The organism is Streptomyces sp. NPDC008125, assembly GCF_042957125.1.
Taxonomy (GTDB): Bacteria; Actinomycetota; Actinomycetes; order Streptomycetales; family Streptomycetaceae; genus Streptomyces.
In genome coordinates, this window is record NZ_JBIBHR010000003.1 from 157,529 (window position 1) to 171,950 (window position 14,422).

12 protein-coding genes and 1 CRISPR repeat array are annotated in these 14,422 nt (G+C 72.9%); of the genes, 7 read left to right on the forward strand and 5 right to left on the reverse strand.

What is annotated here, in order from left to right; genetic code table 11:
- The first annotated feature begins 20 nt into the window (after positions 1 to 20).
- From ACFZAX_RS05965 to ACFZAX_RS05975, 3 genes are all read left to right on the forward strand, one after another.
- Positions 21 to 896: an aminoglycoside phosphotransferase family protein gene (locus ACFZAX_RS05965; RefSeq protein ID WP_390960063.1), complete on the forward strand. Its 876-nt coding sequence runs from the start codon at positions 21 to 23 to the stop codon at positions 894 to 896.
- 281 nt (positions 897 to 1,177) lie between these two features.
- Positions 1,178 to 4,426, forward strand: a complete 3,249-nt coding sequence (locus tag ACFZAX_RS05970; RefSeq protein ID WP_390959514.1) for a TIM-barrel domain-containing protein — start codon at positions 1,178 to 1,180, stop codon at positions 4,424 to 4,426.
- A gap of 379 nt (positions 4,427 to 4,805) precedes the next feature.
- Positions 4,806 to 5,506: a CRISPR direct-repeat array (repeat unit 29 nt; unit sequence GTGCTCCCCGCGCGTGCGGGGATGGTCCC).
- Between the two features lie 57 nt (positions 5,507 to 5,563).
- Positions 5,564 to 6,052, forward strand: a complete 489-nt coding sequence (locus tag ACFZAX_RS05975; protein ID WP_390959516.1) for a GNAT family N-acetyltransferase — start codon at positions 5,564 to 5,566, stop codon at positions 6,050 to 6,052.
- Between the two features lie 157 nt (positions 6,053 to 6,209).
- On the opposite strand, the gene ACFZAX_RS05980 is transcribed toward ACFZAX_RS05975, so the two are convergent.
- Positions 6,210 to 6,854: a dihydrofolate reductase family protein gene (locus tag ACFZAX_RS05980; protein WP_390959518.1), complete on the reverse strand. Its 645-nt coding sequence runs from the start codon at positions 6,852 to 6,854 to the stop codon at positions 6,210 to 6,212.
- Positions 6,855 to 7,013: 159 nt separating this feature from the next.
- Between ACFZAX_RS05980 and ACFZAX_RS05985 the strand changes: the two genes are divergently transcribed.
- Complete coding sequence (locus ACFZAX_RS05985) at positions 7,014 to 7,763, forward strand: pentapeptide repeat-containing protein (protein ID WP_390959520.1); 750 nt, start codon at positions 7,014 to 7,016, stop codon at positions 7,761 to 7,763.
- Between the two features lie 42 nt (positions 7,764 to 7,805).
- On the opposite strand, the gene ACFZAX_RS05990 is transcribed toward ACFZAX_RS05985, so the two are convergent.
- The 3 genes from ACFZAX_RS05990 to ACFZAX_RS06000 all read right to left on the reverse strand — a co-directional run bounded on the left by ACFZAX_RS05990 (position 7,806) and on the right by ACFZAX_RS06000 (position 10,528).
- Positions 7,806 to 8,303, reverse strand: a complete 498-nt coding sequence (locus ACFZAX_RS05990; RefSeq protein WP_390959522.1) for a hypothetical protein — start codon at positions 8,301 to 8,303, stop codon at positions 7,806 to 7,808.
- A gap of 168 nt (positions 8,304 to 8,471) precedes the next feature.
- On the reverse strand, positions 8,472 to 9,131 hold the full coding sequence (locus ACFZAX_RS05995; RefSeq protein ID WP_390959524.1) for a response regulator: 660 nt from the start codon (positions 9,129 to 9,131) through the stop codon (positions 8,472 to 8,474).
- Entirely contained in the window at positions 9,128 to 10,528 is a 1,401-nt protein-coding gene (locus tag ACFZAX_RS06000) for a histidine kinase (RefSeq protein WP_390959526.1), read from the reverse strand. The genes ACFZAX_RS05995 and ACFZAX_RS06000 overlap by 4 nt, the downstream gene beginning before the upstream one ends.
- A 279-nt stretch (positions 10,529 to 10,807) precedes the next feature.
- On the opposite strand from ACFZAX_RS06000, the gene ACFZAX_RS06005 reads away from it, so the two are divergent.
- Positions 10,808 to 11,407 (forward strand): heme-binding protein, encoded by a 600-nt coding sequence (locus ACFZAX_RS06005; protein ID WP_390959528.1) that lies wholly within the window; start codon positions 10,808 to 10,810, stop codon positions 11,405 to 11,407.
- A gap of 145 nt (positions 11,408 to 11,552) precedes the next feature.
- Positions 11,553 to 12,998: a M1 family aminopeptidase gene (locus ACFZAX_RS06010; RefSeq protein ID WP_390959530.1), complete on the forward strand. Its 1,446-nt coding sequence runs from the start codon at positions 11,553 to 11,555 to the stop codon at positions 12,996 to 12,998.
- Positions 12,999 to 13,122: 124 nt separating this feature from the next.
- Here the strand turns inward: ACFZAX_RS06010 and ACFZAX_RS06015 are convergent, their stop codons facing one another.
- Positions 13,123 to 13,698 carry a TerD family protein gene (locus tag ACFZAX_RS06015; RefSeq protein ID WP_327176477.1) on the reverse strand — a complete coding sequence of 192 codons (576 nt, stop codon included), beginning with the start codon at positions 13,696 to 13,698 and terminating at the stop codon, positions 13,123 to 13,125.
- A gap of 231 nt (positions 13,699 to 13,929) precedes the next feature.
- Here ACFZAX_RS06015 and arfB point away from each other — a divergent pair, with 231 nt between their 5' ends.
- Positions 13,930 to 14,355 (forward strand): alternative ribosome rescue aminoacyl-tRNA hydrolase ArfB, encoded by a 426-nt coding sequence (arfB, locus tag ACFZAX_RS06020; protein WP_390959533.1) that lies wholly within the window; start codon positions 13,930 to 13,932, stop codon positions 14,353 to 14,355.
- The last annotated feature ends 67 nt before the right edge of the window (positions 14,356 to 14,422 follow it).

Below are 14,422 nucleotides of genomic sequence, written 5' to 3' on the forward strand. Positions count from 1 at the left end.
AGCTGATCGCCACCCAGACCATGTTCCACGGGGCGGTCGGCCGGGCGTTCACCGACGCCCTGCCGGAGCTGGCCGCCCGCTGCCTCCGGGAGTGGGGGCTGCGCGTCGACGGGCCGTCGATGTACGGCATGTGCGCGCTGGTCCTTCCGGTGGTCCGGTTCGCCGACGGCCGCCCGGCGGCGCTGAAACTCCAGCTGGTGGACGAGGAGTCGGCGGGCGAGGCGCTCGCGCTGCGGGCGTGGGGCGAGGCGGGGGCCGGGGCGGTCGGGCTGCTCGCCCACGACCCGGAGACCGGCGCGATGCTGCTGGAGCGCCTGGACGAGAGCCGCCCCCTGTCGGCGGTCCCGGACGCCCGGGAGGCGGTGGGCGTCCTCGCGCGGGTGCTGGCCCGGCTGGTGGCGGTGCCCGCGCCGCCGGGGCTGCGCACGCTGGCGGACATGGCGGACCGGATGCTGGCGGAGACGCCCCGCGCCCTGACCACCCTCGCCGACGAGCAGGAGCGGCGGCTGGTCGCGGACTGCGCGGCGGCCCTGGGCGAGGTGGCCGGCGAACCGGGCGACCGGCTGCTCCACTGGGACCTGCACTACGACAACGTCCTGGCCGGCCGCCCGGGCACGGACCGCGCCCACGAGTGGGTCGCGCTGGACCCGAAACCCCTGGCGGGCGACCCGGGCTTCGAACTCTTCCCCGCCCTGGACAACCGCTTCGACCCCGCGGAGGTCCGCTGGCGCTTCGACGCCCTCAGCGAGGCGCTCGGACCCGCCTACGACCGCGAGCGGGCGCGCGCCTGGACCCTGGGCCGGGTCCTCCAGAACGTGCTCTGGCACAGCAGGGAGGGTGCGCACACCCTCGCCCCGGACCACGCCGAGATCGCCCGGCGGCTGCTGGGCCGGTGACGGCCGGTCACCGTGGCGCGAACCGCAGTCGCTCGCCCGGGGGTTGCCGGCACCCCACCCGCCACGGCATCCAACTTCGTGTCCACGGTGCAGCGTTATGGACACCGCGCGAGACGGCGTGTTCTCCTGCATGCCGGACGGCCGATTTTGCAACGTGGGAAAAAGTGGCCGGCGCGGCCGGGACGAGCCGTGGACCGGCTTACAGGAGAACGGAGTCGCATGTGAAAGCCGCATCGAAGAGCCGTGGCGGAAGTCCACGTGTGCGCCGGAGAGTGGGCGCCGTGGCCGCCCTGGCCGTGGCCGCCTCGACGACCCTGACCGCCGGTGCGGGTACCGCCACCGCGGGCGGGAGCCACGGAGCCCGGATACCCACCGTCACCTCCGGGGGTGCCCGCTTCGAGATCCTCTCGCCGACCCTCGTCCGTACCGAGTACGCGGGCGACGGCAAGTTCACCGACGACCCGACCTTCAACGCGATCGGCCGGGACGGATTCACTCCGACCGCCTACACCGCGCGGACGAAGGACGGCTGGCTGACCGTCCGGACGAGCGCGATGACCCTGCGCTACCGGGTCGGCTCCGGGGCGTTCGACTCCCAGAACTTCTCCGTCCAGCTCGACGCGGGCAAGCAGCCCGTCGCCGCCGCCCCCTGGCAGCGGCTCGTCTGCGAGCTCGGCGCGCTCTGCGAGGCGGAGAGTCTCCGGCTCGCGGGCCTCGGCACGGCGTCCGACCACAGCGGCCACACCGGAGCCGCCTTCGCCGCCGGCTTCGAGGCCACCGGCAGTTCGGTCTCCACTGACATCGATGTCACCGCCGACGGTGCCTACCGGTTCGCTCTGCGTTACGCCAACGCCCAGGGCGGCGACGGCAAGGCGGAGACCCGCACCCTCTCGCTCTCCGTGGACGGCGGCGCCCCGCAGAAGGTGGAACTGCCCACCACCGCCGACTGGGACACCTGGGCCAAGGCCACCGCGCAACTGAACCTGGCCAAGGGGCAGCACACGGTCGCACTGACCCGGACCGCCACGGACTCGGGATCGGTCAATCTCGACAGCGTCGCCCTGCTGGCCGCCGGCGACGACTCGTACCCTTCCGCCAACACCACCGCCGTCAAGAGCTGCCTCTACGGGACGAGTTGTGAGGCGGAGGCGGCCCGGCTGGCCGGTTCGGCCACCGGCGCCCTGGACCACCAGGGGTACGCGGGCACCGGCTTCGTCGCCGAGCTCAACCAGGGGTCCGGCCTCACCACCCACCTCGTCGGCGTCCCCGCCGACGGCGTCTACACGCTCCGGGTGCGGTACGCCAACGGCCAGGGCGGCGACGGCCTCCACCGGGCCCGCACCGCCACCGTGACGAGTGCCGGGTCCTCGGCCGGGGCCACCGCGTCGACCGCGACCCTCGAACTGCCCGCCACCAAGGACTGGGACGACTGGCAGACCGCCTCCGTCTCCGTCGCCCTCAAGGCGGGCGCCAACGACATCGCCCTCGGCTGCCCCGACGGCGGCAGCTGCCACATCAACGCGGACACCCTCTCGGTGGCCTCCCCGAAGTCGCCCGCACCGCAGCCGCACCTCGCACTCGGCGGCTACCGCCGCGGCCTGGACGGCGTGAACGGCGACAACGCGGCCCCCGTCACCACCACGCCGGGCCTGCTCAGCCAGGACGGCTGGTACCTCCTCGACGACTCCCCGTCGGCCCTGTACGACCTCACGTCGAAGAAGGTCCGCCCCCGTCCGGCGCACGGCGGATCGTCCTACCAGGACGGTTACGTCTTCGGGTACGGCCACGACTACAAGCAGGGCCTCGCGGACCTCGCCACCCTGACCGGGCCGCCCGCCCTGCTGCCCGCCTGGGCCTACGGGGTCTGGTACTCGGAGTACTTCGACCGTACGGCCGCCGACTACCAGGACACGATCCTGCCGGCGTTCCGCGCGGAGGGCGTCCCCCTCGACGTCCTGGTGACCGACACGGACTTCAAGGCCGGTGACACCTGGCGCGGTTGGGAGATCGACGAGAACAAGTTCCCGGACGCCAAGGGCTTCTTCGACTGGTCGGAGGACCAAGGCCTCCACAACACGCTCAACACGCACCCGAGCATCCAGGGTTCCGACCCCCAGTTCGCCCAGGCGCAGGCCACCGCCAAGGGGAAGCTCGCCAAGGGCGCCTGCGGAAGCGACTGCTACACCTTCGACTTCGGCGACGCGGACCAGCTCAAGGCCTACATGGACCTGCACCGGACCATGGACGAGCAGGGCGTCGACTTCTGGTGGCTCGACTGGTGCTGCGACTCCTCGCAGTCCTCGCTGCAGGGCGTGACCCCCGACGCGTGGATCAACCAGAGTTACGCCGACGACTCCGCCCGGGCCATCGGCCGCGGCTTCGTCATGTCCCGCGCCTACGGCTCGCTCCAGGCCGGCGGCTACAGCGGCCAGCAGGCGCTGCCGACCGGGCCGTGGGCGGACAAGCGCACCACCCTCCACTTCACCGGTGACACCCTCTCCACCTGGGGGACGCTGCGCTTCGAGGTCGGCTACACCCCGGGCGAGTCCGCGGCGACCGGCATGGCCTCCATCACCCACGACATCGGCGGGCACGTCGACACGACGGGTCTCGCCGGTTCGGAGAAGGGCACCAACAAGCTCCCCGACGACCTGTACGCCCGCTGGGTCCAGCTCGGCACCTTCCAGCCCGTCGACCGCCTGCACAGCAACCACAGCGACCGGCTGCCCTGGCAGTACGGCCCGGCGGCCCGTAAGTCGGCCGACGCCTTCCTCAACCTCCGCGAGAACCTGGTGCCTTACACCTACTCCCTCGCCGAGGAAGCGAACCGCACCGGCGTACCGATCGTGCGCCCGACCTACCTGGAGTACCCCGAGGACCCGGCGGCCTACGCGGCGGCCGACAGCGAGTACTTCTACGGCTCCGACGTCCTGGTCGCCCCCGTGACCACGCCCGGCGAGAGCACCACCACCCCGGTGTGGTTCCCGTCGGGCAGCGAGTGGACCGACTGGTTCACCGGCAAGACGTACCAGGGCGGCACCACGCAGAACGTGGCCACCACCCTCGACACGATGCCCGTCTTCGTCAAGTCCGGCGGCATCATGCCCACCCGCACCAAGAACGTCACCGACAACGACCGCAACCCCCTGACCGACGTCACCCTCTCCATCGCCTCCGGCGCCAACGGCTCGTACCAGCTGTACGAGGACGACGGCACCACCGCGACGACGAAGGCCCGGAGCGCCACGACGACCGTCACCTACAAGGAGAAGGCTTCGGGGAAGGGCTCCGGCAAGAGCGTGCTCAGGACCGTGAAGATCGGCGCGGCCAAGGGCTCCTACGAGGGCCAGGTCAAGAACCGCAACTGGACCCTCTCCCTCCTGGGCACCACCCACGCCCCCACCGAGGTCACCGCCCACGGCAAGCGCCTCTCCCACGACGCGTACCACTGGGACAGCGCCACGGGCATCCTCACGGTCAGCCTTCCGAAGCAGTCCGTACGTGCGGGGGTGGAGGTGACCGTGCGGTAGCGGCTGCTCAGCGGCTCTCCAGCGGTTGTTGAACGCCTGCTCAGCGGCCGGCTCGCGGCAGTTGAAGGCCCCTCGCGGCAGGTGAAGGCACCGGCGGCCCCGCGCGCACCGGGTGACCAACGCGTCAGCGTTCGGTCACCCCGGTGCGCGCGGGGCCGCTGCGGTTGCGGGGGTTGGCGGCGGTTGGCTCACTCCGGGGCCTGTGGTGGCCGGGAGGTGCGCGGACTTGGCGGACTTGGCGGACTTGGCGGGGGTGGTCGGGGGAGACTGGGGGCGGGGATGCGCTGGATTGCGGATGTGCGGAATGGCCGGTATGTCGGAGTCGTTGAAGTTGGTCGGTTCCGGGCTTTGGGCGCGATGAACTTGCAGGTCAGGAAGAGTGCTCCCCGCGCGTGCGGGGATGGTCCCGCCGCCCGGGGCACGGTGGCCCTGCGGGTCGCGTGCTCCCCGCGCGTGCGGGGATGGTCCCGCCGCGCAGTGGCCGAGCAGCGCAGCGGCTTCGTGCTCCCCGCGCGTGCGGGGATGGTCCCTTCGCGCCCTTGCCGTTGCTGCTGTTCTGCGGGTGCTCCCCGCGCGTGCGGGGATGGTCCCGGCGCCCGGGTGTGGCTCCTGGTCTCCCGGATCGTGCTCCCCGCGCGTGCGGGGATGGTCCCGTCATCCACCCCGGTAGGTCGTTGCGGGGCGCGTGCTCCCCGCGCGTGCGGGGATGGTCCCGTGCCCGCCAACCTCACAGCGGAGAACGAGCGGTGCTCCCCGCGCGTGCGGGGATGGTCCCCATCGGCATGGCGCTCTGGACCCGCAATAGCAGTGCTCCCCGCGCGTGCGGGGATGGTCCCTGCGCCTCCATCGCGTCCGCCAGCTCCGCCGGGTGCTCCCCGCGCGTGCGGGGATGGTCCCTGCGCCTCCATCGCGTCCGCCAGCTCCGCCGGGTGCTCCCCGCGCGTGCGGGGATGGTCCCCCGACCGCCACCCGGAGAACTGGGCGGCCATCGTGCTCCCCGCGCGTGCGGGGATGGTCCCCAGAACTCACACAGCCAGGGGCCGGAACTCCCGTGCTCCCCGCGCGTGCGGGGACAGTGCCACCCCTCAGCCACCCCGGGCATCGGTCCTGCCCAGCCGCCGCGTCTACGCTGCCTCCATGATTCGCACCGCCACCGCAGCAGACGTCCCCGCCATCCACGCCATGATCCGTGAGCTGGCCGACTACGAGAAGGCACTCGACGAGGCGCAGGCCACCGAGGAGCAGTTGCGCGAGGCTCTCTTCGGCGAACGGCCCGCCGCGTACGCCCACATCGCCGTCTCGGACGAGGACGGAGAGACGGTCGGCTTCGCGCTCTGGTTCCTCAACTTCTCGACGTGGCGCGGGGTCCACGGCATCTACCTCGAAGACCTCTACGTACGCCCCGAGCGCCGAGGCGGTGGCCACGGCAAGGCCTTGCTGACCGAACTTGCCCGGACGTGCGTGGACCGGGGCTACGGCCGCCTGGAGTGGTCGGTGCTCAACTGGAACACCCCGTCCATCGGCTTCTACGAGTCTCTGGGCGCCCGCCCGCAGGACGAGTGGACCGTGTACCGGCTGACGGACGCGGCGCTGGCCAAGCTGGGTTCGCCGGAGTCGATCGGTTAGGGACGCGGGCCTGGCCTGCTCCCCGGGCGGGCGGGGATGGTTCCGAGACGGCCTCGAAGTCGGGCCGGCCTGCGAGTGCTCCTCCGCCCGTGCCCACCGAGCATCAACTCAACCCGCGAACACCCGCACCCGCCAGGTCAGTTCTGCGCTCCGCCGGTCACTTTCGCCAGAACAAGTGGTGGGTCACCCCACTCGGGCTGGGGACCACGTCCAGGTGGAAGCGGTCGCGCAGGTCGTCGGGGGAGTCCCAGAGCCGGATTCCGGAGCCGTACTTCACCGGGGCGACCGCCACGTGCAGGGTGTCCACGAGGTCGGCGTCGAGGAACTCGCGGATGGTGGTGGCTCCGCCGCCGAGGCGTACGTCCTTGCCCTGGGCGGCATCGCGGGCCTGGGCGAGAACCGTGGCCGGATCGGCGTCGACGAAGTGGAACGTGGTGTCGGAGAGCTCGATGGACGGGCGCTCGTGGTGGGTGAGGACGAACACCGGTGTGTGGAAGGGGGGTTCGTCGCCCCACCAGCCCTGCCACTCATGGTCCGTCCAGGGGCCGCGCTGCGGGCCGAACTTGTGGCGGCCCATGATCTCGGCACCGATGTTGTGGGAGAAGTCGCGTGTGAAGTAGTCGTCCAGGCCGCGGCTGCCCTTGCCGTCGGTGCGATTGGGCCAGCCTGCGGTGGCCCCGGCCCAGGCCATGAGGTTCTGAGGGTCCACGTGGCCGAAGGGCCGCTCCAGGGTTTGTTCCTCGCCGGCGGCGATTCCGTCGCTCGACACGGTGAAGTTCTGCACGCGCAGAAGCTGGGTCATCTGTTCCTCCTCGAACGGGCGTCGCTCACAGTAGGGGGACTCGACCGGCTGGTCGAACTCATCGGTCCATGCGGCCCATGCGGGTCGGCCGGGCGGGCTGACGGGGGCGGCGCCCAGGGGGGACTCCGGACTGTCGGTCCCGTACGCCACGATGGGCCCATGGCAGCGAGCGCGGGCAGGAACAGCAACAGCAGGAACAGCACCAGCGGGAACAGCAACAGCAGGGGCGGCACCGGCAAGGGTGTCGGCGGCCGGAAGGAGGTCGCGGCGGCGCGGCGGCCGGAGGTGCGGCTGCCGCCGCTCGCCCCGTACGAGGACGCCGGGCTGGAGGCGGACGGCGACTACGACGGGCTGCGGTTCTCCTCCGTGGACCTCGCCGACCAGTCGGGGCGCGGGGCCCGGTTCATGGACTGTGCGCTGGACGGCTGTGCGCTGGACCGTACGGAGCTGGTGCGGGCCCGGTTCCTCGACTCGGTGCTGACCGGCGTACGGGGTGTGGCCACCGAGCTCGCCGAGGCGTCGCTGCGCGACGTCGAGATCGTGGACGCGCGCCTCGGTGGGGTGCAGATGCACGGGGCGGTGCTGGAACGCGTCCTGGTGCGCGGCGGGAAGATCGACTACCTGAACCTGCGCGGGGCCCGGCTCACCGATGTCGTCTTCGAGGGGTGCGTGCTCTCGGAGCCGGACTTCGCGGACGCCCGGCTGGTACGGGTCGAGTTCCGCGACTGCGTGCTGCGCCGGGCCGACTTCAGCAACGTCACGATGGAGTCGGTGGACCTGCGGCCCGCTGCCGAGCTGGACATCGCGCGGGGTGTGGAACGGCTGGCGGGCGCGGTGATCAGCCCGGTGCAGCTGATGGAACTGGCCCCGGCGTTCGCGGCACAGATCGGGGTCCGGGTCGAGCCGTGATCCTGCCCGAGCCGTGGTCCTGCCGGCGGCCTGGGCCCGTGGTCAGAGGCGGGGGAAGCGGGCCTGGAGGTCCCAGATCACCGGGTTGTCGGCGAGGCCCTCGTGCATGTCGGAGAGGTCGGCGATCAGGTCCTGGAGGAAGTCGCGGGCTTCGCGGCGCAGCAGTGAGTGGCTGAAGGTGAGCGGCGGTTCGTCGGCGTGCATCCAGTCGGCCTCGACGTTCACCCAGCCGAACCGGCGTGCGAAGAGCATGCGGTCGCTGGACTCGGTGAAGTCCAGCTCGGCGTACTGCTCCTTGTGGGAGCGGTTGCCGCGCGGGTCCTGGTCGAGCTGCTCGACGATGTCGCAGAGCGCCCACGCGAAGTCGAGCACCGGCACCCATCCCCAGGCTGTGGATACTTCGCGGTCCGCCTTGGTGTCCGCGAGGTACACGTCCCCGGAGAACAGGTCGTGCCGCAGCGCGTGGACGTCCGCGCGGCGGTAGTCGGTCTGCGGGGGGTCGGGGAAGCGACGAGAGAGGGAGTAGCCGATGTCGAGCACGGTTCGATGGTGTCATGCCGGGAGCGGGCGGCGGGACGGCCGGACTTCAGACCCCGGGTGACCTGCGGCACCACCTATCCTGGCCCGGAAGCCCTGGCCTTCGGAAGCGCTGGCCCGTAAGCCCTGGCCGGGAGCCCTGGCCGGAAGCCATGGCCCGGATGTCCCGGTTCAGGGCAGCAGACGTTGCTCGTTGGCCTTGGCGACCGCTCCGGCGCGGGTTTCCACGCCCAGCTTGGCGTAGATGCGCCCCAGGTGGGTCTTGACCGTCGCCTCGCTGATGAAGAGCGTGCGGGCGATGTCCCGGTTGCCGAGCCCTCGGGCGAGCTGCCCGAGGATGTCCCGCTCGCGGTCGGTGAGCGCGGGTGGCGGGGTACGCAGCCGGGCCATCACCCGGTCCGCGACGGGCGGGGAGAGCGTGGTGCGGCCCTGCGCGGCGGACCGGATCGCGGTGAACAGTTCCTCGGGGCGCTCGGCCTTCAGCAGATAGCCGGTCGCGCCCGCGCCGATCGCCCGGGTGATGTCGGCGTCGGTGTCGTACGTCGTGAGGACGAGCACATGGGGCTCCGCGCCGCTTCCCCCTGCGCTGTTCCCTCCCGTTCCGGCGGTGATCCTGCGGGTGGCTTCGACGCCGTCCATGCCCGGGCCGAGCTGGAGGTCCATGAGGACGACGTCGGGGGCCAGCCGGGCGGCCAGGACGACGGCCTCCTCGCCGCTGCCGGCCTCGGCCACGACGTCGAGGTCCGGTTCGCTGCCGAGGAGGGCGAGCAGTCCGGCGCGGACGACGGCGTGATCGTCGCAGACCAGGACGCGTACGGTACGGCGGGTCATACGGGCTCCTCGGGGGTGTCGGGCTCCCCATGACGGGCGGGCTCCCCATGACGGGCGGGCTCCGCGGAGGTGCCGGGTACCTCCGGGTCCGTGTCCGGGTCCGTGTCCGGGTCCGGGTCCGGCAGCGGGATCTCCGCCGAGAGGACGGTGCCCTCGCCGGGGGCGGACTCGACGGTGAGCCGCCCGCCGAGCTGTCGTACCCGGGCACGCATCGCGGGCAGCCCGTGGCCCCGGCGCTCAGGAGCGTCCCGGTGCTCCGCCCCTGCCTCCGGTGCGCCGGTGACGAACCCGCGGCCGTCGTCCGCGACGTCGAGGACGACCCGGTCGTCCAGGTGGGTCAGGGTGAGCGCGGCGGTGGCGGCGCCCGCGTGCTCGGCGACGTTGGCGAGCGCGCCCTGGGCGATGCGCAGCAGCGCCGACTGGACCCGGTCCGGCAGCGGGTACCGCGCGGCGCCTTCCACGTGGCAGCGCACGGCGGGCCCGCCCGTCGTGGTGGCCCGTGCGGCCAGGGCGCGGAGGGCGGCCTCCAGCCCCGCGCCCTCCGCGAGGTCGGCCGGTGCCAGGTCGTGGACGAAGCGCCGGGCCTCGGCGAGGTTGCGGGCGGCGATGCCCGCCGCCGTACGGACATGGGCGCGGGCGGTGCCCGGCTCCGTGTCCCAGGTGCGGTCGGCGGCCTGGAGCAGCATCTGCTGGCTGGAAAGGCCCTGCGCGAGGGTGTCGTGGATCTCCATGGAGAGCCGTTGGCGCTCGGCGAGGGTGCCCTCGCGGCGCTCGGTCGCGGCCAGCTCGCGTCGCGTCCGGACCAGGTCTTCGATGAGTTCGCGCTGGCGTACGGCGAGTTCCTGCTGGCGGTCGGCCTGGCGGCGGACGTGGACGAGAACGGCGGTCGCCACGGCCGCGACGGCGGGCGGTGCCAGGACGAGGTTCGGGTCGAAGCCGGTGGCGAGCCGCAGTTGGGCGGCCACCACGAACGCCGTGAGCAGGGCGACCAGGACGAGCGCGGCACGGGGCGGGAGGAGGCGGAGTCCGGTGGAGAAGAGCGGTACGGCGCACCACGCGAAGCTCGGCGCGAGGACGACCAGCACCATCCAGACGGTGACGAGCCCCGCGAGCCAGGTGAACCGGCGCGGGGTGGGCCGCGAGCCGAGTACCGGGCCGAGGGCGTAGACGACGGCGAGAGTGACGGACAGACCGATGATCCACGGGGTGCGGGCCTCGCCGGGGTGGCGCATCAGGAACCGCGTGAGCGAGGCGCCCAGCAGCAGGAAGAACGCGGCGTGCAGCAGGAGCGCCAGCCACCGGGCGTCCGGATCGGGCGTGCGCGCCACGGACGACCCGGGTCCGGCCGGAGCACCGTCCGCCGGTCCGTCCCGCCCCGGGCCGGTTCTCCGCCGCACCTCGTACCCGCCTCACGCTTGTCGTCGTCGGTGCTCCCGGCCGTGCGGCGGGCTCCGCCGCGTCTGCCGTGAGCTGGGCGGACGCGCCCATGCCTCCACCATGGTGACCCGGCAGGGCGGGGCCCGCATCAACCGATCGGCCGACAGGAAGGTCCACGGGACCGCGCCGGAGGCCGAGCCGGTACGACGACGGTACGGGCCGTGTTCCGGCCGGAGCATCGATACCGGAGCGCCACCGCCGACCGGCCGGGCGCCGCACCGAACCCGGAGGAACCCGTCATGAACGTCACTCCCCCCGCCGCCCCCTCGTCCCCCGCCTCCGCCGCCCGCAGGTTCTCGCTGCGGGCCCGGGTCCTGACCGGTGCGGTGGCCGTCGCCGCCCTGGGCGCCGGCACGTTCGGCGCGGTCTCCGCCAGCGCGTCGGCCCCCTCGTCCGCCCCCGTCGCCGTCTCGGCCGACGCCGCGAACCGGAACCTCCAGCAGACGAACCACCTCACCGTCGCCGCAGCCACGAAGGCCGCGCAGGCCGTGCTCGACGCCGCGGGGAAGGAGAACCAGCGCGTCTCCGTCGCGGTCGTCGACCGGGACGGCAACACGATCGTCAGCCTGCGCGGCGACGGCGCCGGGCCGCAGTCCCCCGAGTCCGCCGAGAAGAAGGCGTACACGGCGGTCTCCTGGAACGCCCCCACCTCCGAGCTGGTGAAGCGCCTGGACCAGGCCCCGACGCTGAAGGACATCCCCGGCACCCTCTTCCTCGCGGGCGGCGCCCCGGTCCAGGTCAAGGGCGCTCCCGTCGCGGCGGTCGGTGTCGCCGGAGCCCCGAGCGGCGACCTCGACGAGAAGTTCGCCCGCGCGGGAGTCGCCGCCCTCACCCGTTGATCACCGCGCCCGCTCCCGTTCCCGTCCCGCGCCCGCTCCCCTCGCGCGGGAGCGGGCGCGCCGCGTACCCGGTACATAGGATCGCGCCGTGCATCCGCCCGTCCCCGCTCGCCGGAGCGGTCCCGCCGGTCCTCGCCGTACCCCCGTGCGCCGACGCCCGGCCCGGGCCGGTGCGCTGCTGCTCGCCTGCGCCGTCCTCGGCTGTACCGCCTCGGCCTGTACGAACGCGGGGGCCGGGGTGGCCGGGACGCCGGGCGCGGCCGGGGTGCGCGATCCGTACTTCCCGAAGCTCGGCAACGGCGGCTACGACGTCACCCACTACGACCTCCGCCTCGCCGTCGACCGGAAGGCCGAGCACCTGACGGGTACGGCGACGATCACCGCCCGCGCCACCCAGGACCTGAGCGCCTTCCACCTCGACCTGGTCGGGCTCGACGTCACCGGGGCGACCGTCGAAGGGCGGCCCGCTTCCGTGAACCGGGCCGGCGGCGAGCTGGTCCTGCGCCCCGACACGGAGGTGGCCGACCACCTCCGCGAGGGCCGTACTTTCGAGACCGTCGTGCGCTACTCCGGCGCGCCCCGCACCCTGACGGACGCGGACGGCACCCACGAGGGCTGGCTGCGGACGGCGGACGGGGCCGTCGCCCTCGGCGAACCGGCGGGCGGGCCGGCCTGGTTCCCCGGCAACCACCACCCGAGCGACAAGGCCACCTACACCGTCGCGGTCACCGTCCCCGAGGGGCTGACGGCCGTCTCCAACGGCGAACTCGCCTCCCGCCGCACCACCGAGGGCGCCACCGGCGACCCCACCCTCACCACGTACACCTGGCGCACCACCGAACCCATGGCGAGTTACCTCGCGACCGTCGCGATCGGCCGTTTCGCCACGAAGGAGTCCCGTACCGACGACGGCCTCACGGTCTTCACGGCGGTGGACCCCGAGGTGGCGGCGGAGGCGGAGCCCGGACTCGCCCGGATTCCGCGGATCCTGGCGTGGGAGGCGGAGCGGTTCGGGCCGTACCCGTTCCGTTCGGCGGGCGCCGTCGTGGACCGGGCGGAGGACTCCGAGTACGCCCTGGAGACGCAGAACCGGCCGTACTATCCCGGCCCGCCGACCACCGGGCTCCTCGTCCACGAGATGGCGCACCAGTGGTTCGGCGACTCCGTCACCCCGGCCACCTGGCGGGACATGTGGCTCAACGAGGGGCTCGCGACGTACGCGGAGTGGCTCTGGAGCGAGGACCACGAGGACACCCCGGCCCGGGAGAGCTTCGAGGCGGCGTACGCCGACGACGCGAACTGGGCCTTCCCGCCCGCCGAGCCGCCGACCGCCGCCGGCGTCTCGCAGCCTCCGGTGTACGGACGCGGCGCGATGGTCGTGCACCGGCTGCGGCTCGCGGTGGACGACGACGAGAAGTTCTTCGCGCTGCTCAGGGGCTGGACCAGAACCCACCGGCACGGCAACGCGTCGACGGCCGACTTCACGGCGTACGCGGAGAAGGCGACGGGCCTGGACCTGTCGCGGCTCTGGTCGGTCTGGCTGTACGGCGACGGGCGCCCGGCCGACCCGGCGGAGCCCGACCTGCCCTGATCACGCCGAGGCGACGGCTCCGGACCCCCTCGGGCACCGGCCCGAACCACTCAGGGCCTCCGCCGCGTGCGCGGGGGAGGCCCTGAGTGAGGTGTGACTGCTGCGCGGGTGGGCGCGGGTCGCGTCAGAGGTTGACGCCGAAGTCCTGCGCGATGCCGCGCAGACCCGAGGCGTAACCCTGGCCGACCGCGCGGAACTTCCACTCGGCGCCGTTGCGGTAGAGCTCGCCGAAGACCATGGCGGTCTCGGTGGCGGCGTCCTCGCTGAGGTCGTAACGGGCGATCTCGGTGCCGCCGGCCTGGTTGATGATGCGGATGAAGGCGTTCCGCACCTGGCCGAAGTTCTGGCTGCGGGACTCGGCGTCGTAGATGGAGACCGGGAAGACGATCTTGTCCACGTCGGCCGGCAGGCCCGCCAGGTTGACGTTGATCTGCTCGTCGTCGCCCTCGCCCTGGCCCGTGACGTTGTCACCGGTGTGGACGATGGTCTGGTCCGGCGTCGACTTGTTGTTGAAGAAGACGAAGTGGCCGTCGGAGACGACCTTGCCCGTCGGGTTCACCGCGATCGCCGAGGCGTCGAGGTCGAAGTCGGTGCCGGTGGTGGTGCGGACGTCCCAGCCGAGGCCGACCGTGACGGCGGTCAGGCCCGGTGCCTCCTTGGTGAGCGAGACGTTGCCGCCCTTGGACAGGCTTACTGCCATGGGAAGTCCCTTTCCTCGTCATGTGCGGGCTTCGTGCCATCACGAAAGCTACCGTCACCCGTCATAACGCGAGGAGGAGGCCACGAGGTTCCAGGTCCCTTTACTTTCTTTGCCGAACTTTCGTCCCGGTACGTCCCCTCGGTATCGCGCGGGGGCTCCGCAGGCCCTCGGCGGTCCGGTCCCGTCAAAAGAAGGTGACGGACCGCCCGGACGCCGGGGAGACTGGGTGTCATGTCCGGGCCCTATGTCATCCGCGGTGCGGTCTCCCTGCCGGAGGCCGAGCTCATGTGGCGTTTCTCGCGGTCCTCCGGGCCCGGGGGACAGCACGTCAACACCAGCGACACCCAGGTGGAGCTGCGCTTCGACCTCGCCGCCACCGAGGCGCTGCCCGAGGTCTGGAAGGAGCGCGCGCTGGAGCGGCTGGCCGGCCGGCTGACCGACGGGGTCGTGTCCGTACGTGCCTCCGAGCACCGTTCCCAGTGGCGCAACCGCGAGACGGCCGCCGTGCGGCTCGCGGCGCTGCTCGCGGAGGCGACGGCGCCGCCGCCCGCCCCCCGCCGGAAGCGCAAGATCCCGCGCGGCATCAACGAACGCCGGCTGCGGGAGAAGAAGCAGCGGGGCGACACCAAGCGGGGCCGCTCCGGCCGCGACTGGTGACTTCGGCCGGGCTCCCCGGCCCCTGGGCGGTCCCGGTCCCCGGCGTGGCCCCGGCCTCCGGGCGGCC

Coding starts and splice junctions, on each gene's coding strand:
- ACFZAX_RS05965 (WP_390960063.1), top strand. CDS start 21: ATGTTCCACGGGGCGGTCGGCCGGGCGTTCACCGACGCCCTGCCGGAG.
- ACFZAX_RS05975 (WP_390959516.1), top strand. CDS start 5,564: ATGATTCGCACCGCCACCGCAGCAGACGTCCCCGCCATCCACGCCATG.
- ACFZAX_RS05980 (WP_390959518.1), bottom strand. CDS start 6,854: ATGACCCAGCTTCTGCGCGTGCAGAACTTCACCGTGTCGAGCGACGGA.
- ACFZAX_RS05985 (WP_390959520.1), top strand. CDS start 7,014: ATGGCAGCGAGCGCGGGCAGGAACAGCAACAGCAGGAACAGCACCAGC.
- ACFZAX_RS05995 (WP_390959524.1), bottom strand. CDS start 9,131: ATGACCCGCCGTACCGTACGCGTCCTGGTCTGCGACGATCACGCCGTC.
- ACFZAX_RS06005 (WP_390959528.1), top strand. CDS start 10,808: ATGAACGTCACTCCCCCCGCCGCCCCCTCGTCCCCCGCCTCCGCCGCC.
- ACFZAX_RS06015 (WP_327176477.1), bottom strand. CDS start 13,698: ATGGCAGTAAGCCTGTCCAAGGGCGGCAACGTCTCGCTCACCAAGGAG.
- arfB (WP_390959533.1), top strand. CDS start 13,930: ATGTCCGGGCCCTATGTCATCCGCGGTGCGGTCTCCCTGCCGGAGGCC.